Origin of the sequence: Parabacteroides sp. B2-S-102 (assembly GCF_023656665.1) — a bacterium.
GTDB lineage: Bacteria > Bacteroidota > Bacteroidia > Bacteroidales > Tannerellaceae > Parabacteroides > Parabacteroides distasonis.
Map to the genome: position 1 here is coordinate 130,989 of NZ_JAMOKM010000011.1, position 26,151 is coordinate 157,139.

Here is a 26,151-nt window from a genome sequence, read left to right on the forward strand (position 1 = left end):
ATGTCGTGTCTTTTAGAAGAGAAAAGCGTACTTTCGCGGTATCAATTCAAAATAAGGAATTATGATTTATTATCATTTCGCCGAGTTAATACACCGTCAGGCAGAGAAATATGGGAACCGTACAGCGTTGAAACATAGAGATAACGCTACGGGGAAATGGTTGAAGATTTCTTGGAGGGAGTTTTCCGATAAGGTTATGCTTACGGCCAAGGCGATGGCTGAGTTCGGGATAAAGGTACAAGAGAATATCGGAGTTTATTCCCAGAATATGCCTCAGTGTTTATATACGGACTTCGGAGCGTATGGTAACCGGGTGGTTTCCATCCCGATGTACGCGACGAATTCTCCGGGACAAATCGAGTACATCATCAATGACGCTAAGATCCGCACGTTGTTCGTGGGTGAGCAATTGCAGTATAATAACGCTTTCAAGGTACAGAAGGACTCTAAGTATCTGGAGCGTCTGGTTGTCTTTGATCCGGCGGTCAAGATGAATCCGGAAGATAAGACGTCCATTTATTTTGATGATTTCTTGCGCTTGGGGGATAACGCGCATGCGGAGAGCACGGTGAAAATACGTATGACGGAAGCCGTTCCGGAGGATCTGGCTACCATTATATATACGTCCGGTACGACAGGTGAGTCGAAAGGCGTAATGCTTCCTCATTCTTGCTATCTGGAGGCGATGCGGATACATGATGTCCGTCTGCCTCTGGTAACCGACAAGGATCTATCCATGAGTTTCTTGCCAATGACTCATATCTTCGAGAAAGCTTGGTGCTATTATTGTCTCCATAAAGGGGTTACGATCGCTATCAACCAAGACCCGAAAATGATCCAGAAGACATTGCCGGAGGTTCATCCTACCTTGATGTGCAATGTACCTCGTTTCTGGGAGAAGGTGTATGCGGGCGTGCATGAGAAGATCAACTCCGCCTCTCCGGCCATGAAGAAGATTTTCTTGGATGCTATCGAGACCGGGCGAAAGTATAATCTGGAGTATAAGAATAAAGGTATTCCGGCCCCGTGTGGTTTGAAATTGAAGTTTCAATTTTACAATAAAACGGTTTTCACCTTATTGAAAAGGGTATTGGGTATTGAGCGTGGACGGTTTTTCCCGGTGGCGGGCGCTCCGTTATCGGATACGGTTAATGAGTTCTTGCAGTCCGTGAATATCCCGATCGCTTATGGTTATGGACTGAGCGAGACGACGGCTACGGTTTGTTTCTACCCGGAGATCGGATTCCAGTTTGGTTCTATTGGTGAGGTAATGCCGGGAGTTCAAGTGAAAATAGATCCGGGGAATAACGAGATCTTGGTGAAAGGCAAGACCGTGATGTCCGGGTATTATAATAAACCGGAGGAGACGAAGAAGGCTTTCACCGAAGATGGTTTCTTCCGTACCGGCGACGCTGGTCGTTTGGAGGGTAATACGTTATTCTTTACGGAACGAATCAAGGATTTGTATAAGACTTCAAACGGGAAATATATCGCGCCGCAAGCGATCGAGATGGTGATGAGCGGTGATAATTATATCGAGCAGATCGCTGTTATCGGCGATCAACGTAAGTTCGTGAGCGCCTTGATCGTGCCGGTTTATCCATTGTTGGAGAAGTACGCCGGGGAAAAAGGCATCTCGTTCGAGAGCCGGGAGGAGTTGGTGAAGAACAAGGATATCATTCGTTTCATCGAGGCTAGGGTAGAGGAGCATCAGAAGAACTTGGCTTCTTACGAGAAGATCAAGCGCTTTACCTTGTTGCCGGAACCTTTCATGATGGGATGTGAGCTGACGGATACGCTAAAGTTGCGCCGTCCGGTCGTATTGCAGAAGTACGCTACCGAGATAGAGGCGATGTACGAGGAATAACGAGTTTGTCGGCTATCAACTATTTCTTATCTTCGCGGTAAATTTAAAAAAGAAAAGAACATATGATCACATCAGACCAACTACATGACGTGTTGGAGCGCGATAAGGCGCTGAGGGGGTATCTTTGACATCGATAGCAAGACCATTCAGTTAGAAGAGGAGGAGCTACGTACGCAAGACCCCGGTTTCTGGGAAGACGCCAAACGTGCGGAAGTCCAGATGAAGAAAGTAAAGGAGCTAAAGAAATGGATCGAGCTTTACAGTGAGGTACATGCGGCGGCTGAGGAGCTAGAGTTGGCTTACGAATATGTAAAGGAAGAGATTATCACCGAGGAAGAGGTGGACGCGGCTTATAAGAAGGCCCTTCATTTACTGGAAGACTTGGAGTTCCGCAATATGCTTCGCGACGAGGCTGATCAAATGAGCTGCGTGCTCAAGATCAACTCGGGTGCCGGTGGTACCGAGAGCCAAGATTGGGCTTCCATGTTGATGCGTATGTATCAGCGTTGGGCTGAGAATAACGGTTATAAGATCTCTGTCGCCAACTATCAGGAAGGGGATGAGGCCGGTATCAAGACCGTGACCTTCAATATTGAGGGAGATTATGCCTATGGCTATCTAAAGAGCGAGAATGGCGTGCATCGTTTGGTACGTGTATCTCCTTACAACGCCCAAGGTAAACGAATGACCTCTTTCGCCTCCGTATTCGTCACCCCGTTGGTGGATGATACGATCGAGGTAAAGGTAGAGACGGCGGCTATCTCTTGGGATACGTTCCGCTCGGGCGGCGCCGGAGGACAGAACGTGAACAAGGTGGAATCCGGAGTTCGCTTGCGTTATCAGTTCAAGGACCCGTATACAGGCGAGGAAGAAGAGATCTTGATCGAGAATACCGAGACTCGCGACCAACCCAAGAACCGTGAGAACGCTATGCGTCAATTGCGTTCCATCCTTTACGATAAGGAGTTGCAGCATCGCATGGCCGAGCAGGCCAAGGTGGAGGCCGGAAAGAAAAAGATCGAATGGGGTTCGCAGATCCGTAGTTACGTATTCGATGACCGTCGCGTAAAAGACCATCGTACGAACTACCAGACTTCCGACGTGAACGGTGTGATGGATGGAAAGATCGACGATTTCATCAAAGCATACTTGATGGAGTTCGCCGGAGAAGAAAGCGCGGAAAAATAAGTTTTTCCCTTTAACATTTGCATATCTCGATAATAAATCGTAATATTGCACCCGATTTCAGAGCCTAGCTCTGAACAGGTCCTATAGCTCAGTTGGTTAGAGCACCTGACTCATAATCAGGGAGTCCTTGGTTCAAGCCCAAGTGGGACCACGATGGATGATCGCTAAATAACGTAATATTAGTTATTTAGCGATTTTTTATTGTACCTGCATGAACTAAAAAAGAATATGAGTGTTTGAGGTCACAATTTGTGTTCTCTTTAGAGAAACGCCGCCGCCCTCGTGAATATGGAATGAAAGGCTTGGTTGATCAGGCCCGGATCGATACGGGAGTGTGTCGGGAAGGGGATTTGATGGGAGTAAGCGAACGGGAAATCCAGCTCTTCCAATATCTTGCCGGACGCTTTTCCTAAAGCCTTGATCACCCCGCCAGTAGGCATAACGATATCTTTTTTCAATGAGATCGCCCGAATACGATCGCAAGCCCGTTGGAAGAACGACTCCCGGTAATCTCGTAACACATCCTCACGTACCATGGCCTTAAAGGCTTGCTCCAGAAAATCATTCTTGAACGAGGTGGGAAGCGTACGGTTCTCCAAGAAATCATGCCGGAAGTAATGGCGTACCTTGGCGAACGCCTCCTTGTCCATGATATCACGGGCGTTGCCATCCATCTCACTGAAGATGGAGCCACCGCAAAACATGAATAAACGGGTGTCCGTAAACATCTTGTCCGGATTCGCTAATAACAAGACCTGCGAGAGTAACGCCCCGATGGAATAAGCGAATAAGTTGATGGACGTATCTTCCTTGAACAAAGGATGCTCGCCGTTCTTGATCTCATGAACCAATTGCCACATATTATAAACGGACTCTCTGCCCGAGGCGTAAAAGCGTAACGGGTTTTGGGATAGCCGGCTGCTGAGGGCCACGTTGGCGAAGGTGGAGTTCGTCACGTTCGCTATCTCCTCCTTGCGTTTGCTTACCCAAGGGAGGATCGCACGGGGATTGGCCCATAATCCCGGGGTACGGTTCATATGGAAAGCGATCGGGAACAGGATGACCGGCTTACCGGTCGTATGGGTGAGGTATTCCGCCCATGTGAGGTATTTTTCCCAAGTCCGCTCGTTCAGGCCATGCAACAGGATAATCGCCTCATTATTCTTTTTACGTCCAGAGGGCGTGAATATGGCATATGAGAAAGATTTGTTCTCTTGGATACGATCGTCTGTCATCGGACAGAATCCGGTGGGGGTAAGTCCCTTCTGGAACTCGTCGATCTCGCTGGCGCCACGGGTCTGGGTGAAGCGAAACGGGATGATCTCCAGATGGCTCTCTTCCAATTCAGTCTTTTTGTCATAAGAGAAAAGACTGTTCAGTTGCTTAGTACGAAGTGAAATATCCATAATCCTCTGATTTTTTACTGCAAACAAACAATAGAAAAACATCTCTTCAAAATAAATGGTTTAAACGGGCTTTGTTGGGGACATAAAGTGTTATTTAGGGATGAAATCTTTTATAGAGGGGTGAATTTCGTCTGGGAAAATGATTACATTTGTTCCAAAATAGAGGCAAAAAGATGGGAATGTGGGATCAAAAAATACCAAGTTACATATACGGTAAGCAGAATATCGTGAGGCTGATTCTGTGGACGGCCTTGTTTGCGTTGGTGTTTATCAACATCTACAAGCCGTTTAGCTCCACCTCTTGGTATAAGGTCTCGGAGTTTAAGTTCTTCGTATTCTCTAGCTTGATTATCTTGACGGGAGTATTGGTGGTTGTCTTGAGCCGTATTATTCTGTTCCATTGGGGGAAGCGGCATGTTATCACGGTCCGGACTTATGCGATCTGGATCGTGCTGGAGATATTCTTCATGTCGCTTTTCTATACGATTTATACGTTGGTACTGAATCCGGAACGAGAATATATGGAAGTTTTTAACGATTCGGCGGTGAATACCAGTCTGGTTTTATTGCTCCCTTATTCCGTGCTGCACCTGTATTTCTCTTATAAAGAGAAAGAGCGGCAATTGCGATTGTTGGAGGAGAACCAGACAGAAGCGGCGGTTCGGCAAAGCGTTTTCTCTTTCTATGACGAGAAGAACGAGTTGCGCCTTTCCGTGAAGCGAAGTAACCTGCTGTACCTTGAATCGGCGGATAATTACGTTTGTATCTGGTATCTGAATAAGGGGCAGCTCACGAAGTTTATGCTTCGCAACTCCTTGAAGGCGATCGAGGAGAGCCTCGCTGATACGAATGTACTCCGTTGCCATCGTTCTTTCATGGTAAATTTCGACCAAGTGAAGGTGATCCGCAGGGAGAAGGAGGGCGTTTATCTGGAGCTGGGGATCGAGAAAGTACCCGATATCCCGATCTCCAAGACGTATAGCGAGAAGGTAACCCGCTGGTTCCAGACCTATTCTTCCTAGCGGGCTATTTCAATTCGATATTATTTTCTTTTGCGTATTGCGAGGGACTCATGTTGAATTGCTTGGAGAAGGCCCGGCTGAAATAGGATTGCGAGTTGAAACCAACCGCCTCGGCGATCTCGTAAATCCTCATATCGCCTTGAAGGATTAACTCGGCGGCTTTCTTTAGCCGGCTGATCTTGATCAACTCGTTGGGCGTTACGTTCGACAGGCCGTTGATTTTACGGTAAAGGGTCGGACGGCTTAGATTCATCAAGTCCGCTATCATGTCCACGTCTAGGTTCACGTCGTTTATATGGCTGTCGATGATATCGTTCAGTTTCTTCAAGAACTTCTCGTCCGCCTTCGTGTAAGCCATGGATTTGATATTGGCAATCGGCGAGTTGAAATAATAGGCACGCATATTGCTCCGGTTGTTCAGCAGGTTCGTCACTTGGGTAAGCAATAGATCCATGGAGAAAGGTTTGTCGATGTAAGCGTCCGCCCCCAGCTCAAGCCCTTCCATGCGAGATTGTAAGGTGTTCTTAGCCGTCAGGAGGATGATCGGGATATGGCTGAACTCCAGATTAGTCTTTATCTTTTTCAATAAGGTGAAACCATCCATGACAGGCATCATGATATCGCTGATGATTAATTGGATGCCATATTCCTGAAGACGGGCAATCGCCTCCTCGCCATTACCGGCGGTGACAACATTGTAATGGACATTGATCTCTTGACCGATGAAATGGAGCATTTCGGTGTTATCTTCCACCACGAGAACCGTCGGGCGGGATTCTTGGGTGACATATTTCCGCTCGCTGGCAGGGTTGGTCAGGACCTCTGCTTTCTCTTCCTCTAGTTTTAATGAGTTCGGTTGGTTCACCGGCAAACGTAATCTAAAGATGATAAGCCCGGCCGGAGATTCCTCCAACGTCAACGATCCCTCGTGCATCTCCGCTAAAGAACGGGCCAAGGGTAGTCCGAGCCCGGTCCCGGATTTATGGATAGAGGAGTCATCCCGGTAGAAAGGCTCGAAGATCTTTTCTTTTATCTCCTCCGAGATGGGCTTTCCATCGTTCATGATATCGATCGTGAATCGCTCGCCATCTTGCGCCTCGAACCGGACGATGATCTTGCTTCTTGCGTATTTAATAGCGTTCGATAGGAGGTTGCTGAGTATCTTCGTGCAAGCCTCCTTATCGATAAAGGCGTAGAAAGATTTCACGTTACACTCGATAATCATTTGCAATGCCTCCTGCTCCGCCGTGTCGTGGAAACGCTCAAAGGTCTCTTGCATCAATGCGATGATGTCCGTATGTATGAAGTTTAGTTTATATCCCTCGATTTCCGTCTTCCTGAAATCCAGTAGTTGATTCACCAGATCCAGTAGCCGGTTCGCGTTTTTATCCACAATTGTCAGATAATTCTTTGCGCTGGGAGATAGCTTGATGTCCCGTGTTACTTTCTCCAGAGGACTTTTAATTAAAGTCAGGGGCGTACGTATCTCATGAGCGATATTGATGAAGAAATCAATCTTAGCTTGATAAAGCTCCTTCTCCTTTTCATTCTCGAACTCCTGTATTTTCTGCTGTATATTGGCCTTATTATGCCGGGAAATGATAAAGATCAGCAACACTACGCATCCGATAGCGATAATCCCATATAGGATTAACGCCTTGGTAGAGAGCCACCATGGGGGAAGGATCGTAATCTGGAACATCGCCGGCTCATCATTCCAAATACCGGACAGGTTCGCCGCCTTCACCTTAAACGTATAATTACCGGGCGGTAGTTTCGTGAAATAAACCCGGTTCTCGCCCACCACATGATACCATTTGGAACTTAACCCTTCCATGCAATAGGCGTATTGGGTGAGGTTGGGGGCTTGGTAGCTTAATGATGTGTAGTCGATGTAGAATGTGGACTGATTATGTTCTAAGGTGATCCCTTTTTTAAAAGTGATGTCTTTTTGCCTCAATAGATTATGGTCGGGGTCCGAATAATTGATTTGTGTCATATAAATCTTCGGTTGGATAGAGAACTGTTGGATATTATCGGGGTGGAACCGGACCAAGCCTTTCAAGGTCCCGAAATATAATTTGCCGTCTTTAGCTTTTAAAGAAGAGTTATAGTTGAATTGATTGGACAGGAGCCCATGTTCTTTTTTGAACACCTTGATCTCTTGATTGACAGGGTTAAGTACGGCCAGGCCATTTGTGGTACTGATCCACATGTGGCCTTTAGGGTCTTCCTCGATCCGGTAAATGACGTTACTGGGTAGGCCGTCTTGAGTCGTGTATCTTGTCGTACTCTTTAAATTCCGGTCGTACATTTTCACTCCGTTTCCGGTAGCGAACCATAGATTGTTTTTAGTATCCTCATGGATGTGATTGATCGTCCGGTTGGCGTTCGTGTTTATGGAATCCAATTTAAATTCGCCGTGTTTTTGCCGGATTGGGTCGAAATAATATAATCCGATATTGAATGTTCCGGCCCATATAACCCCTTCGTGATCCTCGAAGATCGTTTGTATCCTGCAATTACCGGGGAATTGATCGAGAGGCTCGAAAATATCTTTCTCCGGATTATATTGATACATGCCGGATGCCGTAGCTATGAGCAAGTTATTTTTCCGGGTTTTATAGAGATATACGATGATATCGTTTTGGGAGGCGTAAGGATTCGGGGCGATCGTATAATGCTTGATGATTTTCTCCGTACGGATATCCATCACGTCTACCCCGTTAGCGTGTGTCCCGATCCATAGATAGTCTCCAATCACGGTAAGCCCGTGGATACAGCTTTGGGAAAGACCGTCTTTATCTTGGAAGTTCTTATAGGTTTGCGTACGGATGTCGAGTTTATTGAGACCAGCATCTTCGGTTCCTATCCATATATTATGGTTAGCGTCTTGGCAAATATCATGGATAATATCACCGTTAATTGTTTTTTGCCCGGGTATATTGTAGTCTTTCTTGAATTTGAGATAAGGGGGAAGGTAATTAATGCCCCCATTATCCGTACAGATCCATAAGCCACCTTCCCGGTCCTTGCAAAACTGTTTGATAGCGTTATTGGATAGTGAATATGGATCGCATTTGTCTTGTTCTATGTGAAAGGTCTTGTTTGAGGGGATTTGGTAGATATAGATACCGTTGTAGGTGGCGATCCATACCTCGTCGTTTGTCACTTGGAAAATATCCCGGGTATAGAGGGGGCTGTTCTTTTGCTGGGTAAGAACATTTCGGCAAACACCTGTTTGTATATTGACTTGTTTGACTCCGTTATCGCTTGTACCTATCAGTAATGTATTATCGGACGGGGATGCCCATAGAGTCGTCATATTATCTATATGTAGGGTGTCGCTACCGTTATGGATATTTAGAGGGATGAATTTGTTATCGGTCGGGTCTAAGAGGACGACATTGCCGTTTAGCGTGGTGCCCCAGATCTGATCTTGGGGGGTGATATAGAAAGAGGTGATCGGATCACTATCCTTATACAGGTAGTTTTGGTGTAGCTCGGATTGCTCATTATATTTAATAAGGGAAAAGCCGGATAACAGCATCCACAGATTCCCTTGGTGATCAAATTCCAGATAGGTACAGCCGATTCCTTTCGTGAACTTTATCAAGGAAAAAGTATCGGTTTGGTAATCGTATTTTTGTACTCCCATATTAGTACCCACCCAGAGTTCACCGGAAGGGCTTATCGCCAAGTCGGTAATCCAGCTACTTATTAAAGTTCCTCTCTGCTTGGTTTGATTTTTTATGATATGGAATTTGTTCCCGTCAAATCGATTGAGCCCGTCCCGTGTTCCAAACCACATAAAGCCATAATGATCTTGCACACAACATGTCACGTTATTATTGCTTAATCCATCTTCTACCTCATAGGATTTAAAGTAGTATGACCGGGCGTTGAGCTCTATTGCGGTTACTACAAATAATAGGACGTATAAATAATTCATCAAGTTTTTTTTCATAGATCTCCCTTGTATTTCATGCGCAATATAAAGCCTTTTCCTAGACTTTCCATAGCAGTATCGTATCATTGTTTTTCATTTTGTTTCAATGTCCAGACTTCAGTTTTTGGCTTTAAAAGCCGTTCCTTGCAAGACTGTTTGTTGAGACGATAGGTAATAATTTTGAGAGAAAAGTGCAATACTGTTTGATTCAAGGGGCTTTAATTTTGGCAAAAACAGTGTGAATCTTTAAAAGATAGAATATGAATCAAAAAGTAAAAGTAGGTATAATAGGCTTTGGTCGCATGGGTGGATTTTATTTGGAGGAGATGCGGAAGAGCGATCAATGGGAGGTACTTTACATCTGCGATACGGACCCAGAGGCACGAGATTTGGCAAGGAGAAAGTCGCCGACATCCCGAATCGTAGCGGATGAGCAAGTTGTATTCGAGGACCCGGAAGTACAAGTGGTCGGTTTATTTACATTGGCGGATTCCCGGTTGAGGCAAATTAAGAAGGCAATGGCATTTGGCAAGCATGTCATCTCAGAGAAACCGGTCGCAGATACGATCGAGCATGAATGGGAGGTCGTGAAATGCGTGGAAAACTCAAGTTTGTTCTCGACCGTTAATTTGTATTTGCGTAATTCTTGGTACCATAATACGATTAAAGAATTTATCCGGAGAGGAGAGATCGGAGATTTGGCGATCATTCGCATTTGCCATATGACTCCGGGGTTGGCTCCGGGTGAAGGTCATGAATATGAAGGTCCGTCTTTTCATGATTGCGGAATGCATTATGTGGACATTTCCCGGTGGTATGCCGGATGCGAGTATAAGACATGGCATGCGCAGGCGATCCGGATGTGGGATTATCCCGAACCTTGGTGGTTGCAATGTCACGGGACATTTGAGAACGGGGTGGTATTTGATATAACACAAGGGCATGTGTATGGACAATTATCGAAAGACCAAACGCATAACTCTTACATAGATGTAATAGGAACGAAAGGAATCGCCCGGATGAGTCATGATTTTAAGACTGCGGTTGTGGAGTTGAGAGGTGTTAATGAAACACACCGGATCGAGAAGCCCTATGGAGGGAAAAATATAAGTACGCTATGTGATTTGTTTGCGGATTCCGTACGGACCGGTGTTTTTAATTCCCGCCTACCACTGATGCGTGATTCCGCTATCGCTTCCGAGTATGCGTGGAAATTTTTGGATAACGCTAGACGAAATGAGATGCCTTCTATCGGGAATCTACAAACCTTGGAGGAAATCCGGGAGAGAAGACGGAATATGACGGAAGGGTATGGCTTGCTTCGCCATGTAAAATTGTCTCATTCTTGATACGATTTTCTCAATGACCGGGGGAAACAGGCTGGAACTTGTATTATGCGACAATCGGAAACGATTTTGATAAAATAGAAAAAGAGGAATTTTCGTATGCGTGATACATTTGCGGCAGCTTGTTCATAGAGCGAAAATAGAAACATTAATTTAATACTATGTAGCATGAAAAAAATGATTGTTCTTATCAGTCTTTTATGTGGAGCGTTTTTTATGAGCGCCCAACAAAGTAATCAACAACAAAGACCACCGGAAAGATGGAAACCTGAGAGTACTGAATGGTATTATCCGGTTCCTCCTAAGGTAAAGCCGGGTGTAGGAACTGGTGCTCCTTCCGATGCGATCATCCTGTTTGATGGAAAAGATCTTTCTATGTGGGAATCTGCGGGAAAAGATGGAGGTCCCGCTAAATGGACCGTAAAGGATGGGGCGATGATTGTGGCTTCCGGGACCGGATCGATCCGGACAAAAGATTATTTTGGAGATTGCCAGTTACATATCGAGTTCAAGACCCCTACACCGGGAAAGGATAATACATTACAGATGAAAGGTAATAGTGGCATTATGTTACAAAGCCGTTATGAGGTGCAGGTTTTGGATTGTGAGGATAATCCTACGTATGTGAATGGCTGGGTCGGCAGTATTTATAAGCAAAGCGCACCGTTGGTAAATGCTTTCACGAAGACAAATGAGTGGCAGGTTTATGATATTTATTGGAAAGCTCCCCGTTTCGGGACAAACGATGAATTGGAATCTCCCGCTATGATTACCGTGGTATTGAACGGTATCGTAGTACAGAATAATTATGTACTGAAAGGAACGACCCCATATACCGGTTTACCTAAATATGTAGCGCATGGCCGTCTGCCATTAAGCTTACAAGATCATGGAGTGGAAGTGGCTTTCCGTAATATATGGATTCGTAATTTATAAATTGTATAACCTTAAAATAATGATTTATGACTACACGTAGGAATTTTTTAAAGAACTCGACGATGTTGGCCGCCGGCTTAGGTATCTCACCTCTTTTGGCATCGGCAGCTCCTACCGTCTCTCATAAGGAAGAGACTATAAATGGGCGGGTGAATATCGCTGTAATAGGTGTCGGTATGGGATGCCGTGATTTGCAAGGGGCTTTGACTGATAATCCGTGGGTACATTGTGTGGGCATGTGCGACGTGAACAAAGTGAGACTTGATGAGCAGATCGCACGTTTCAAAAAAGACTTTCCGAACCAAACGACTTCGATCAAGGCATATAGTGACTTCCGGGAAGTCTTGGCAAATAAGGATATCGACGGGGTCATTATCGCAACACCGGATCATTGGCATCCTTACATCTTCGCTGAGGCTTTAAAAGCGGGCAAGGCGATTTATGTGGAAAAGCCGGTTGGTAATTCGATTCCGGAGTGCCATTCGATGATGGATTTCCAAAAGAAATATAAAGGGGTGGTAACAACTGGCTTATGGCAGACTAGTCAACGATATTTCTTGGCGGCTAATGAGATATTGAAATCCGGTGTGTTGGGGGATGTTTATAAAGTTCAGCTATGGCTTTGCCAATCGACGGACCCACGTCCGGCCGTAGCGGATTCTCCGGTTCCTTCTACATTAGATTACAATATGTGGTTGGGCCCGGCTCCCGAGCGTCCATTTAATAATTACCGTTTTCGTGGATGGCGTGGTTTTTGGGATTATGGAGGCGGTCAGCAAACCGACTGGGGAGTGCATTGGATAGACTCTGCGTTCGATGGATTGAAAGCGTTAGGATTGTGTGACCGTGAATATCCGGAGGCGGTATTCTCTACGGCTTATAAAGATCCTACCTCTTTTAATGAGACTCCCAGTTGCCAGACAACGATCTTTCAGTATAAGAATTTCCATATAGAATGGGCCCAACAAGTCGCTCATCTCTATAATCGGGATCAAGGGGTAGCTTGGGTCGGAAGTAAAGCTACCTTAGTATGTAATCGTGAAGGTTATGAATTGATTCCAGAGAAGAATCGGGAGGGTGAGTTACTAACCGACCGTGCCCAGCTTGTCGGGAAGTTCGAGGATGGTGGTATTGAGGCCCATGCGACGAATTGGTGTAAGTGTATATTAAATAAATCTATTGAGACGAACAGCCCGATCGAGAAAGGGGCTTTCGCGACGATCCTAGCCCATATGGCTAATATCTCATATTTGACGGGAACTCGTGTTGTGTATGATCCGCAAGCTCGTAAGTTTGTGGATAATCCGAAAGCGGACGCGTATTTGAAGCGGAGCTATAGAAGCCCGTGGCAATTCCCGAAAGTTTAATGCGATTGAATGCTTAAAAACAACGACCGGTGGATTTTAATACTCTATTATATATAACCATTACCATACGAATTGAATTACAGCACATTGAGATCTCCGGTCGTTTTTTGTAAAAACAATGTCAACTTTAAATGAATGAGTTATGGAAAATCAAAAAAAGGAAGTATGGCTTCGAAAGGCCCTGTTTTTGATCGTTAGTTTGGCGTTATTCTTTCCCATGATGGCGCAAACGATTACAGTAAAAGGAGTTGTAAAGGAATCTATGACAGGCGAACCGATCATTGGCGCCAATGTAGCGGTGAAAGGAACGACTAACGGTACGATTTCTGATATAAGCGGTATGTATCAGATCTCGAATGTATCATCAAATGCCGTATTGATCGTTTCTTATATTGGATATAAGACCGCGGAGATTCCGGTAAATGGCAAGAACACGATAAATGTGAGCTTGGAGGAAGAAAGTATCGGACTTCAAGAAGTGGTAGCCGTGGGATATGGCTCTCAGAAAAAGAAAGAATTGACCGGCTCTGTTGCAGGCTTGAAGGAGGGAGACTTGATTAAGGGCGTACAGTCTGACCCAATGGGTATGTTGCAAGGTAAAGTGGCAGGTTTGAATATATCCAAACCAAATGCCGGCGACCCGAATGGAGAGTATAAGTTCCAATTACGCGGAACTTCATCCTTAACCGGTAATACTTCTCCGTTGATCGTCATTGATGGTATTCCTCAAGGGGATTTATCCGCTATTCCACAAGATGATATTGAAAGTATCGATGTATTGAAGGATGGTTCAGCGGCGGCGATATATGGAACCCGTGGAACGAATGGCGTTATCTTGGTTACGACAAAACGAGGTTCTGCCGGGAAGATGAGCGTTACCTACAATGGATATATGTCTATCTCTTCCATAGCCAATCAATTGGAAGTCATGGATCGTGACCAGTTTTTGGCAAATGGGGGAAACGACCGGGGATATGATACGAATTGGATGGATGAGATTACCCGAACTCCGTTCTCCCATTCGCATAACTTGGCATTGACAGGAGGTACGACCGATTTTAATTACCGGGCTTCTGTATCTTATCGAAATAATCAAGGTATCGCTCTTAAGTCAGGGTTCAATGAGATGATCGCTCGTTTTTCCGCTAATCAGAATTTATTCGATAAAAAGATTCAAATAGCATACGACGCTACTTATCGTCGTTTTGACCGGGAAGGTGAGAATTCCAGCTATGATGATTATTCCGCTTTTAAGCATGCGTATTATTATAATCCTACGGCACCCGTATACGACGAGACGGGAACGATAGATGCCGGAGGGTATTATGCGCTGGATATTCAGGGATATTCAAATCCGGTGGCTTATATTATGCAGCGTGACCGTCGTACAAAAGGCGGACTTTTCCAAGGGTCTGCTCGTGTAACTTGGAACATTTTGGAAGGACTTCGTGCGCAAGCTTTTGGCTCATTGAAATACTCTGATATAAATAAGGGTACTTATACCTCACGAGAGGTATTTAACACTTCTAGTTTCGGGTCAGCATCTCGGAGTTTTAATACTCGTTTTAATAAAACACTGGAGACGACGATCGACTATGTAAAATCTTTTGGAGAACATCATTTGGTGGTATTAGGTGGGTATACCTATGAGCATAACTATCGGGAATCATTTGGTATGAATAACTCGAATTTTGATTCGGATGTATATTCTTACTATAATTTGGGTGCGGGTAGTAACTTGATTAATAACCCTAGCCAAAGCATGATGGATGGTTCGGTTTCTCAAGATAATTTGGTTTCGTTCTTCGGCCGTGTAAATTATAACTGGGGAAATCGTTACTTGTTATCAGCGTCTGTACGACGTGAGGGTTCTACTCGTTTAGGTGCGGATTATAAATGGGGAACTTTCCCTGCGGTAAGTGTCGGTTGGTCTATCGGTAATGAGGCTTTTATGGAAAGCGCTAGCTGGATTAACGATTTGAAATTGCGCTTGGGATATGGCGTGACAGGAAATATGCCTTCAGATAATTATTTGTCTTTGTCGATGATGGGAGTGGTAGGCCGTTTTTATGATCATACTTCTAAACAATGGATCAATGCTTATGGGCCGACACAGAACCAGAATCCGGATTTGAAATGGGAGCGGAAAGGCGAATGGAATCTAGGTGTTGATTTTGCAGCGTTGAATAACCGCTTGAACGTGACCGTTGATTTGTATACCCGTAAGGTTTCAGATTTGTTGTATAAATATAAGGTTCCGACTCCTCCTTATCAATATTCTTCTATGTTGGCGAATGTTGGCGACGCTACAAGTAAAGGTCTGGAATTCTCTGTTTCCGGAACCCCGGTGCAGAATAAGAACTTCTCATGGACTAGTTCTATTAACTTTTCATTTAACACGAATAAATTGGACAAATTAAGTAATGAGACTTTCCAGACTGACTGGATTGAGACCGGTTATTTGTCGGATGGTGATTTAGGAGGTATGAACTCGACTCCATTGATTCGTTTGGTCCCGGGTGGCAAGGTCGGTGATTTTTATTTGCCGGTATTCGAGGGATTTACGGAAGATGGTAAATGGAAATTCAAGGATGTCGATGGTAGTGGTGACTTTACATATAATGAGGATCGTGAGATCGTAGGTAATGCGCAACCTGATTTTATAGCAGGATGGACTAACGAGTTTAAATATCGTGACTTCGATTTATCGTTTACATTCCGTGCTGTCGTAGGCAATGATGTATATAATGTAAGCCGTATGGCATTGGAGAATCGGAATGTGGCTGGAAAGGAGAAGAATATGTTGGCTTCGGCAATGGATATCCCGTTGCAAGATGCGGCTCAAGCCTCTAGTTATTATTTGGAGGATGGTTCTTTTGTGAAGTTGGACAATATCACATTGGGTTATAATGTGCCGGTGAAGAAATTAGGTTTCATGCAAAACTTACGTTTGTACTTGACTGGTCAGAACTTGTTTACGATCACAGGCTATAAGGGTATCGACCCGGAGGTTGATATGGTAGGATTAGATAATATGGGTATTGAGAGGACTCGTTATTATCCGGCTAGCCGTTCTTTTATTCTTGGTTTGAATGTTACGTTTTAATGGATACTCTAAATATCGAAGGTTATGAAAAAATATAGTTTAATATATATAGTATCAATGATTTGTTTCTTGGTTATCGCTCCTTCTTGTACGGATATGGATGAAGATACGACGGGACAAATGGTATCAAATGACTTTTATGCGGATCCTTCTTTGATTCCGCAAGCGGTAGGTGCTGCCTATGCGGAATTGCAGGCTTATCAGAATCACTGGGGAGTATGGGGGTTGCAGACTGTTTCCTCGGATGAATGTGTTGTTCCGACTCGTGCGCCGGGTAATGACTGGTATGACGGAGGGGTATGGCAGGATTTCCATCGTCATCAATGGCAATACAATCTGGATGCATTGAATAATGTGTGGATTTCCGTATTTTCTGGAATAACGACATGTAACCGTGTGGTTTACGACTTGGATACATATAAAGAGGAGATGGATGTCGATATCTATAATAAATATCGTGCGGAGACTGTCATCTTGAGATGTTTCTATTATTCTATCTTACTGGATTTATTCGGGAATGTTCCTTATATCGATACATATGAGAGTGAAATCACGGCTTCTCCTCAGACAAGCCGTCCTGAGCTTTATCAGAAAGTCGTAGATTGTATCTTAGATAATATGGAATATTTGGATGACGCTCCGTCTGCCGAGAATTATGGAAGATGTACGAAATCGATGGCTTATACGATGTTGGCAAAACTATATTTGAACGCAAAGGTGTTCAAAGGGGCCTCTTCTTACGATAAGGACGATATGAATAAAGTGATAGAGTATTGCGATAAAGTGATTAACTCTGGATATTATGAGGTCGTATCTGATTTCTCCGCTCCATTTAAAGTGGCGAATGAGTCTTGTAAAGAAAATATTTTCGTGGTACCGATGCAAAATGGTATCAATTCAAATGGAGACTACGAGTTTCATTTCCATAAATTCTCCGGACATCCCAAGTCTCGCCAGATGTGGGGTATAAATGTGGGCGGTTGGAATGGAGGTTGCGCTACTCCGGACTTCCTTGCTTTATATAAAGATGACGATACCCGGAAAAAGGCGACTTTTATTTACGGTTTGATTTATGATAAGGTCACGGGAGAGCCTGTTGAGGATGGTGATAATCCGGGAAAACAATTGGAATTGACTATTGAGGTATCTTCTATTAATGCCGCTTATCGTTGGGAAGGTGCTCGTATTCAGAAGTATGAATATGAGTTGGGTATGACTGGTAATATGAACAATGATTTTGTTTTATATCGTTTAGCTGATATCTATTATATGAAGGCTGAAGCTATTTTGAGAGGTGGTAATGCCGCTACTTTATCAGCTTTGTGTGCGGAACCTGCATTCCAGTTAATACGTGAAAGGGCAAATCAGCCCGTGTATACTCCGGAAACATTAACGTTGGATGAGTTGATCAATGAACGTGGCCGTGAATTTGCTTGGGAAGGTTGGCGTCGTCAAGACTTGGTTCGTTGGGATAAGTTCGCTAAAGGTAGCTGGACATTTAAGGAAGCCTTGAATAATAATTCGCGTGATTTATTCCCGATACCATACGATCAGATTACGAAAAACCAATCTTGGAAACAGAATCCGGGATATTAATAGTTGTGTTTTTATGCATATGGATAGACGACAATTCGTGAAAAACCTAGGACTGGGCACAGCCTCTTTAAGCATGGGAAGCTTGGTAACGGCTTCCTCATGTGCCCCGTCCGGGGATTCCTCCCTTAAACAAAACGTCAAGGAAGGAGAGGATGGACAGTTTTTATTTATCGGTGACGATATCGCCATTGCCCAGACAGAGTATGGGAAGGTGCAGGGATATCTGCTGAATCATGTATATACGTTCTTGGGGGTTCCTTATGGGGCTGATACGTCGGGAAAAAATCGCTTTATGCCTCCCCAAAAGCCAGAGCCGTGGACAGATGTGAGACCTGCGGTTTTTTATGGGAATACGGCGCCGCAACGTATGGAGAACCGGTGGCCCAATAATTACGGAACTTTTGCCGATCATTGGAACTACTGGGATGTGAGTGAGGATTGCTTATATTTAAATGTATGGACACCGGGCATTGCGGATGGTAAGAAACGTCCCGTATTGGTGTGGCTGCATGGCGGCGGTTTTACAAATGGTAGTGGGATCGAGCAGGATGGATATCATGGAGAGAATATAAGCCGGGAAGGAAATATCGTATTCTGTTCCATTAATCATCGGTTGGGGCCGATTGGCTTCTCTGACTTATCTGGTGTTGGTGGAGAAGCGTATAAGGATTCCGGAAACGTGGGGATGTTAGATATTATTGCCGCCTTGCGATGGGTTCATGATAATATCGCCAATTTCGGTGGAGATCCCGGGAACGTAACGGTTATGGGACAATCCGGAGGAGGTTCTAAGGTCTGTACAGTAGCCGCTATGCCGGCGGCAAAAGGTTTGATCCATAGAGCCGTGGCTTTAAGTGGATCTACGGTAGGAGCTTCCGATCAGGTGATGACCCGGAAGGTGGGAGAATATATTTTGAGAGAAGCGGGGCTGACCGCTTCCCAACTGGATAAATTGCAAAGAATACCTTGGCGGGAATATTTGGATATAGCGGATAGGGCTTGTAAAAAGTGCTGGGAAGATCAAGGGATTAGCATGAGACGGACTTTTGGCCCTGTTGCTGATGACCGGAATATTCCGGCCGGTGTATTCTACTCCGGTGAGAGCCATTTGGAGTCTCCTGTCGTCCCGATGATATTCTGTACGACTTTCCATGAATGGAACCCGAACAGGGCGGATGCGGCCTTGGAAAAAATCACTCAAGACGGTGTGATCGAGAAACTGAGAAGTCAATATGGTGATAAAGCGGAATCGATCGTGAAGGCTTTCGCCAAGAATTTCCCGGATAAGACTCCGATGGAGCTTTGGGCGATGATTTTGTCTTCCCGTCAACGAGTGGTTGAGGCGGCTAACGCAAAATTAAAGCAAGGCCAGCCTGTGTATGTAGCTTGGTTTGGCTGGTGTCCGCCCTTGTTTAATAACCGTATGCGTGCGTTCCATTGCTCGGATATCTGTTTCTGGTTTAAAAATACGGATCGGATGTTTACTCATACGGGTGGAGGTAAGGTACCTCGTGCGTTGTCAGATAAGATGTCTGGCGCTTTGTTGAATTTCATGCGGACAGGAGATCCGAACGGAGGAGAGTTACCCGCTTGGCCGAAATACACGGAAGAAAATGGAGAGGTGATGATCTTGAATAATACGTGTGAGGCTCGGAATGATCCGGATCGGGAGGCCCGTAAATCTTTGGAGGTTTAATTTAAAACGAGAGTGTTATGCTTGAGAAAAAGATTTCAAGACGTAATATGCTTCGGACTACCGGTCTGGCGGTTTTGGGCAGTACGTTCGCAGGCTTGGCTTCTTGCGCTCCGAAGAAAAAAGAGGAGCCATCACCCGAAGCATCCTCTTCGAAACGTCCTTTCCGTGTCTGTCTCAATGTCTCTACGATAGCGGGTTATAAACTTCCTGTTCAAAAACAGATTGATTTATGTGCCGAGGCTGGTTTTGAGGGAATTGAGTTATGGACCCGTGATGTGGATGCGTTCGTAAAGCAAGGGGGAACTTATGAGACACTCAGGCGTCAGCTGGAAGGCTCCGGACTTTTATTGGAGAATATGATCGGTTTTGCCTCGTGGTTTGCCGATGATCCTTCGAAACGGAAGGAAGGGCTAAACCAAATGCGGCATGATATGGAGATGGTAGCGGGATTGGGCGGTAAATTTATCGCCGCTCCTGCTCAAGGAGTTACTCAATTGGATCGTACACGGTTGCCGGAGTATTCCGAACGCTATCGGGCGATACTGGATTTAGGGGATGAGATGGGTGTCACTCCGATATTGGAACTATGGGGGGCCGGGGTTCTGAATCAATTATCGGATACCATGGCGATAGCGATCGCCTCCGGGCATTCGCGGGCTTCCGTCTTATTGGATTTCTACCATTTGTACAGAGGAGGAAATAGTTTTGATAGTTTACGCTTGATAAATGGGAAGATCCTTCCGGTTTTTCATATCAACGATTATCCGGAGTTGCCTCCTCGTACGGAGTTGAGAGATTCGGATCGGGTGTTTCCGGGAGATGGTATTTGCCCGTTTAATAAAGTACTTCCTTTGCTATACGACTCCGGTTTCCGGGGTGGGTTATCCGTAGAGCTTTTTAATAAGGGATATTGGGAAACCATGGATGTAAAGGAGGTCTTAAGGAAGAGTTTTGAGAAAACCACACAGGTAATCAATAGTTCGATGGGATAAAAGTTTGTTGGGATTTAGGAAAGGGACTGCCTCGAGGTGTTTTACCTTCGAGGCGGTCCCTTCTGTTTTTATAGTATCTTCTCTTAAAAATCAATTATTTTATAATCCGCTGTGATATAAAAAGTAGTATATTTGCGTACATCCAAAATAAACAGTTGTTTTGCGGAGGGTTATGGGGGTTGTTATCATCGGAAAAGCCGGTAATAAAAGATATACATTATAATGAACTTACTTCAGAGATATGTGAGTCATGGTATAGCTATAGGTTTGTTAGTATTTATAATGCTAGCGTTTAATTTGTCTGTGTTAGCGCGGACAAGTGAAAAACGTGTACTTAGGGTTGCCTTTCCGCAGGTAGATGGCATGAGTTGGACGGCCGAAGATGGTACTCATCATGGTATGCTCGTAGATTATCTCAATGAGATCGCCAAATATACCGGTTGGGAATACGAGTACATAGATACGAAGGGACCGGCTATGTTGAATGAATTTGTTGAGGGTAAGTACGAGTTGATGGGTGGAAACTATTATATACCCGCTTTAGAGAAATATTATGCTTATCCGAACTATAATATGGGATATAGCCGTTCATTATTACTTGCCCGATCTGATGATCGCTCTATCCATAGTTATGATTTGGAGAGTATGAATGGTAAAACCATCGGTGTGTATGAGAATGCAAGGGAGAACATTCGCCGTCTCAAAGAGTTTATGGCTATCAACGGATTGTATTGTAATATCCGATATTACAAACAGGAAGATATGGTGGGGAAAATCGGGTTATATCCCTATCTGGCTAAAGGTGAGATCGATTTGTTACTAAATAATGTTGCCCATATTAGCGATTCTGTCCGTGTAGTCGTGGCATATGACTCTCAGCCTTATTATATCGTGACCAATCCGGGTAATAAAGAAGTCTTGGATGGTTTGAATATGGCTTTGGAACGGATATTGGATGCCAATCCTAATTTTGCGGCGGAACGTTATGCCGTTAATTTCCCAGACCGGCTCGTAAACATCCAACTGAGCGACCGGGATCTGGAGTATGTCAATGAGAGGAAAACGATCACGGTAGCCGTACCTGAGAATTGGTATCCTTTGTATTGTAAAGAAACGCCGCTGAAGAACCATACGGGTATCATGGCGGATGTACTGGATGAGATTAAAAGTTTCACAGGGCTACGATTCTCGTATGTATATGCGAAAAATTATGCTGATGCGATCCGTTTGATACAGCAAGGGGATGCCGATATCTTAGGTTTTTTCTTGGGAGATGAGAACGATGCGGCCCAGCTAGGACTTGCGCTTTCAGCCTCTTATGTGAGTGCTAACAATATCATAGTGCGCAATAAAGCATGTAGTTATCCCGCACCGGGTCTGGTTGGAGCCTTAGTGGAAAATCAACGATTGCCGAGTGGTATATCGGTGGAGAAGATACGGTTCTATCCGAGTATTAAGGAGGCGTTATTTGCTGTCAATAATGGTGAGGCTGATTTTATTTATGGTTTGTCCTCTAGGATGGAACAGGATATCTTGCGCTATCATTTTACGAATCTTGCTCCCGTAACGTTGGTCAATGATCAGAGTACGATAAGTTTCGCGTTGCCTATCCCGGTCGATCCGGATTTGCTTACCATACTCAACAAGGCGATCAATAATCTTTCTGAGTCCGAGAGGACTGTTATACGCAATCGGAATCTGGAATCTATCGGCGTGAGTGAATTTTCTCTTACGGACTTTATATATGCGAATCCCTTACAATTCATGTTTATCGTGATGTTTGTCCTGTCGGTGCTATTTACGGCATTACTGCTGGCTATAGGGGCCCGGATGAAAGCGACCGTGATACAGGGCAACCTGAAACGGGCTGAGGCGGCTAACTTGGCGAAGAGCGAGTTTCTTTCCCGGATGAGTCATGAGATCCGTACGCCGATGAACGGAATTGTAGGTATGAGTACTATCGCCATGCAAAACATAGATAATACCGATAAGATAAAGGACTGTCTTGAGAAAGTAATCATGTCTTCCAAGCATCTTCTCGCTCTCATTAACGACGTGCTGGATATGTCGAAGATAGAAAGCGGAAAAGTGGAACTTCGACATGAGAGCTTTAATTTCCGGGCATTCTTGCAGGACTTTGAAAATCTGTATGGCGAGCAGGCCAAGAGTAAAGGGATCAGCTATGAGACGGTATTGGCTAGTGATCTGGAAGTACAGATTATAGGAGACTCCTTGCGCTTGAATCAAGTTCTCTCTAACCTGTTATCGAATGCGTTGAAATTTACGCCGGCCAAGGGAATAATTAAACTTCGGGTATCTAAAACAGGTGAGGATCAAGAGAATGTTTACCTTCGTTTCGAGGTAATCGATACGGGATGTGGTATAGCCGAGGAGAATTATGATAAAATCTTCGAATCGTTCGAACAGGAAAATGTGGATGTCACTTATAAATATGGAGGTACGGGGCTTGGGCTTTCTATTGTTAAGCGTTTCACGCAATTGATGGGTGGTAGTATACATGTGACGAGCGTGCAGGGGAGTGGTAGCACATTCACGGTTGATTTGCCTTTCGGCAAAGTAAAAGAGTCGGGTGAACTCGCTCGTTTTTCCGACATCAATGGGAGGGATGATCTTGCGAAAGATTGTTATGTGATTGATTATGATTTCAAAGGTAAACGGATCTTATTAGTTGAGGACAACGAGCTTAACCGGGAGATTGCGGAGGAATTGATCGGAGCTACCGGTGCTTCGGTGGAGAGCGCTGAGGACGGGGTGCAGGCCGTAGAGAAGTTTAAGGAATCTGCCGAAGGATATTATGATTTGATATTGATGGATGTGCAGATGCCGCATATGGATGGTTATGAGGCTACCCGATGTATCCGGGCATTGGGGCGTTCTGATGCTCAAAAGGTTCCTATCTTCGCTATGACAGCCAACGCATTCGCTGAGGATGTGCAGAAAAGTAGGGAAGCCGGTATGAATGCTCATATATCTAAGCCGTTGGATATACGTGCCGTGTATAAACAAATGAACCGATACCTTCAAGGATAAATAAAGGATCGATGAATAAATAAAAAGGGACCGCCTCGGGAAATTAGGTTTTCGAGGCGGTCCCTTCTGCTTTTATTAGATATTCTTTATTTTTCCGTAATTACCGAGAATTCACCGATACCCGCTTGCTTTTTATTATCTACGATACGGGTTGCGACCAAACGGATTTGGTTACCTTTCGTTATCGGGAAATGTACGACTTGCTCGATCGGGTTAGCCTTGATATTGGAGAATTCGCCTTCGGCCACCTTCTTTCCATTAATATATAATTGATAGTTGGAGATATGACCGCTTGCGTCACGTCCTTGGTTCGGGGTGTAGCGGAATCCGGATATAGGCATTTCTTTCGCTAATTGTACGACTAACTCTTGTTTCCCTTGTGGCAAATAGTAGGTCGTGTAGCCGTTTCCGTCTAGGATCAGGCTGGTTTTCTCATCTTTCGGTGATACGATCGTGTAATCACAAGCAGGAATATCGAACGTTTGCGCGGAAACCGGACTGACTGTATCGAAAGTCGGATCATAGGCAATCGCCTTGACAGTTCCTTTTTGAGCGAAAGCGAATGGCGCCTGATAAAGCGGTGAGTCCTTGGTCGGATCTGAACCGTCGGTGGTATAATGAACCTCGGAGCCTTTATCCCCGGCCTGTATGGTTACCTCGTCATTGATATTACGGGCAATCGTTGGCTCGGTCACCAAGGCGGGGGCAAGGTATGCCTCCACGTTATTGATACAAAGCGGCCCGCGGGCGTCCGTGAAGTTGATGCGTATCTTCTCCGCTTTCTCAGTCTGGAAACGGACAATTCGTTTATAGCCGACAGTTGTCGTAGAATCCACAGTCTGTGCCGGAATCCATTTACCCCCTTGCTCGAGTTCGATATTGAACGAGCGTACTCGTTGTCCTAATGGGATATATTCTTGTATTACCAAGCGGTTTACATCGGTAGGATGGGTTAACGTGAAAGTCAATGAACCACTGGTTACTCCATCGTCCGTAGCCCAATAGGTATCCCAATCCCCATCTACTGCCTTATTGGGACTAAAATTACGTCCTCTTTTATTGCTCGCTTGTACGTAACATCCTTTCAACAGATTCTCCTTAAAGTCATTTTGGATGGTTTGATACCATTGTACGGCACGGGCGGAGTCTACCGGACTTATTTTTCCGTTCAACGCTACGGGGAAGTTCAATAGGAAATTGGCGTTATGCCCGACGCTTCGGTAATAAAGATCGACTAATTTTGCCAGAGATTTGACTTGGTGATCTTCCCGGGAGTGATAGAACCATCCCGGACGGATAGATACATCGCATTCTCCACCTAGCCACATCGGTCCGTTCTCATCTCCCCATACACTCTGTTGGAAAGTAGGCATGGAGGGTTCCGGGGCGAAGATGCTCCATTGGGTATCACCGGCCCAACCTTCCTCGTTACCGATCCAGCGGATATCGGGTACTGTCCCTCCGAAAACCATGATGTCCGGGTGGTGCGCCTTGATCGTGTCTCGTGCCCGCTCATATTGATAATAGGTCTTGGCGTCTATAGCACGGGTTTCATTCGTGCCGCCATACCAGCCATTGCCACCGTTTGCCCCATCAAACCAGTATTCGAACAACGGGCCATAGTTGGAGACTAATTCATGTAATTGGGCATGGAATTTCTCTACATACCCCGGTTGTCCGTAATTCTCACTGTTTCTGTCCCAAGGGGAGAGATAGACACCGAATTTCAGCCCGTGTTTCTTACAAGCATCGGATAGTTCTTTTACCATATCCCCTTTGCCATCTTTCCAAGGAGAATTCTTTACGCTATATTCGGTTGTGGCGGTAGGCCATAGACAGAAACCGTCGTGATGCTTGGTGGTTAAGATTACGCCTTTCAATCCGGCGGCTTTGATTGTTTGCGCCCATTGATCGCAATCCAGATCCGTTGGATTGAATGTGGAGGCGGGAGTGTTTCCGTAACCCCATTCCAGATCATTGAACGTATTTAATCCGAAATGGACAAAGGCGTATGTTTCCATCTTATGCCATTCAACTTGTGCCGGCGTGGGAACGGGCAGGATAGGGGCGGGCGCTGTCGCTTCTTTACAGGAGAAGAAGGAAAACAACCCAAGCCCCAATAAAATAGAGGAACTCAAGTGCTTCATTATTTGTTTATATTTAGATGAGACCTCAAATATATGAAAAAAAACGGCAGATTTTTATTCTGTCTTTAGATATCTAGATAAAAGATAAAGTCCCCTGTCTTTTAGATGTCTCCTCTGGGGAAATTTTCATGCTAGCATATGTTTGTTTATCAATTGTTTGCAGTGCCAGTTTATTTATCGCCTTTGGCACGGTCGTGCCATCACAGTGGCAACGCTGTGCCATCCGTGTGGCAGGGCCGTGCCATCGTAGTGGCACAGTATTGCCGCTATGATGGCAAGGGTACCGGCTATATCGTTTCCGTGAGCAGTCGGTATTTTTGCGTATCCTATATTATAATGTACCCGATATCCGTTGCCGTAAAAAACTTGAAAAATAATGCCCGATAAATTTGGACCGTATGTTTTATAGCATTACTTTTGCACCCGCATTCGAGAGAGAACGGCGCTTCAGAAATGATGGAAACGTGGAGGTATCCTTGGGT

General features: G+C 44.9%; 14 protein-coding genes and 1 tRNA gene. 12 read left to right on the forward strand and 3 right to left on the reverse strand.

All coding sequences use genetic code 11. The annotated features are described in order from the left end of the window. The first annotated feature begins 61 nt into the window (after positions 1 to 61). The 3 genes from NBH07_RS14650 (at position 62) to NBH07_RS14660 (ending at position 3,206) form a co-directional block, all read left to right on the forward strand. Positions 62 to 1,867 (forward strand): AMP-dependent synthetase/ligase, encoded by a 1,806-nt coding sequence (locus NBH07_RS14650; RefSeq protein WP_009018679.1) that lies wholly within the window; start codon positions 62 to 64, stop codon positions 1,865 to 1,867. A 62-nt stretch (positions 1,868 to 1,929) separates the two neighbouring features. Continuing rightward, positions 1,930 to 3,055 (forward strand): peptide chain release factor 2 gene (prfB, locus tag NBH07_RS14655; RefSeq protein WP_146334499.1). Its coding sequence is split into 2 segments (ribosomal slippage): positions 1,930 to 1,992 and positions 1,994 to 3,055, totalling 1,125 coding nucleotides; the frame shifts between segments, so codons are not numbered across the junction. 77 nt (positions 3,056 to 3,132) lie between these two features. Then, positions 3,133 to 3,206: transfer RNA gene (locus NBH07_RS14660), tRNA-Ile, on the forward strand. 109 nt (positions 3,207 to 3,315) lie between these two features. Here NBH07_RS14660 and NBH07_RS14665 read toward each other — a convergent pair. Beyond that, on the reverse strand, positions 3,316 to 4,461 hold the full coding sequence (locus NBH07_RS14665) for a DUF6051 family protein (protein WP_022192278.1): 1,146 nt from the start codon (positions 4,459 to 4,461) through the stop codon (positions 3,316 to 3,318). A 179-nt stretch (positions 4,462 to 4,640) separates the two neighbouring features. Between NBH07_RS14665 and NBH07_RS14670 the strand changes: the two genes are divergently transcribed. Then, the gene (locus tag NBH07_RS14670) at positions 4,641 to 5,483 is read left to right on the forward strand and encodes a LytR/AlgR family response regulator transcription factor (RefSeq protein ID WP_156682774.1); all 843 of its coding nucleotides are present in this window, start codon (positions 4,641 to 4,643) and stop codon (positions 5,481 to 5,483) included. A 4-nt stretch (positions 5,484 to 5,487) separates the two neighbouring features. On the opposite strand, the gene NBH07_RS14675 is transcribed toward NBH07_RS14670, so the two are convergent. Beyond that, the gene (locus NBH07_RS14675; RefSeq protein WP_156682778.1) at positions 5,488 to 9,435 is read right to left on the reverse strand and encodes a two-component regulator propeller domain-containing protein; all 3,948 of its coding nucleotides are present in this window, start codon (positions 9,433 to 9,435) and stop codon (positions 5,488 to 5,490) included. A 257-nt stretch (positions 9,436 to 9,692) separates the two neighbouring features. Between NBH07_RS14675 and NBH07_RS14680 the strand changes: the two genes are divergently transcribed. From NBH07_RS14680 to NBH07_RS14715, 8 genes are all read left to right on the forward strand, one after another. Then, positions 9,693 to 10,781 (forward strand): disaccharide 3-dehydrogenase, encoded by a 1,089-nt coding sequence (locus tag NBH07_RS14680; protein WP_005860841.1) that lies wholly within the window; start codon positions 9,693 to 9,695, stop codon positions 10,779 to 10,781. Positions 10,782 to 10,946: 165 nt separating this feature from the next. Then, positions 10,947 to 11,714, forward strand: a complete 768-nt coding sequence (locus NBH07_RS14685) for a 3-keto-disaccharide hydrolase (protein WP_005860843.1) — start codon at positions 10,947 to 10,949, stop codon at positions 11,712 to 11,714. A 26-nt stretch (positions 11,715 to 11,740) separates the two neighbouring features. After that, complete coding sequence (locus tag NBH07_RS14690) at positions 11,741 to 13,081, forward strand: Gfo/Idh/MocA family oxidoreductase (RefSeq protein ID WP_048928747.1); 1,341 nt, start codon at positions 11,741 to 11,743, stop codon at positions 13,079 to 13,081. A 142-nt stretch (positions 13,082 to 13,223) separates the two neighbouring features. After that, positions 13,224 to 16,187, forward strand: a complete 2,964-nt coding sequence (locus NBH07_RS14695; RefSeq protein WP_156682775.1) for a SusC/RagA family TonB-linked outer membrane protein — start codon at positions 13,224 to 13,226, stop codon at positions 16,185 to 16,187. A gap of 24 nt (positions 16,188 to 16,211) precedes the next feature. Further along, complete coding sequence (locus NBH07_RS14700; RefSeq protein ID WP_005860849.1) at positions 16,212 to 17,783, forward strand: RagB/SusD family nutrient uptake outer membrane protein; 1,572 nt, start codon at positions 16,212 to 16,214, stop codon at positions 17,781 to 17,783. Between the two features lie 13 nt (positions 17,784 to 17,796). After that, positions 17,797 to 19,479 carry a carboxylesterase/lipase family protein gene (locus NBH07_RS14705; RefSeq protein WP_057317562.1) on the forward strand — a complete coding sequence of 561 codons (1,683 nt, stop codon included), beginning with the start codon at positions 17,797 to 17,799 and terminating at the stop codon, positions 19,477 to 19,479. 17 nt (positions 19,480 to 19,496) lie between these two features. After that, positions 19,497 to 20,471 (forward strand): sugar phosphate isomerase/epimerase family protein, encoded by a 975-nt coding sequence (locus tag NBH07_RS14710; RefSeq protein WP_005860854.1) that lies wholly within the window; start codon positions 19,497 to 19,499, stop codon positions 20,469 to 20,471. Positions 20,472 to 20,693: 222 nt separating this feature from the next. Beyond that, on the forward strand, positions 20,694 to 23,522 hold the full coding sequence (locus NBH07_RS14715) for an ATP-binding protein (protein ID WP_146334500.1): 2,829 nt from the start codon (positions 20,694 to 20,696) through the stop codon (positions 23,520 to 23,522). Between the two features lie 86 nt (positions 23,523 to 23,608). On the opposite strand, the gene NBH07_RS14720 is transcribed toward NBH07_RS14715, so the two are convergent. After that, complete coding sequence (locus NBH07_RS14720; protein WP_005864201.1) at positions 23,609 to 25,669, reverse strand: alpha-L-fucosidase; 2,061 nt, start codon at positions 25,667 to 25,669, stop codon at positions 23,609 to 23,611. Between the last annotated feature and the right edge of the window lie 482 nt (positions 25,670 to 26,151).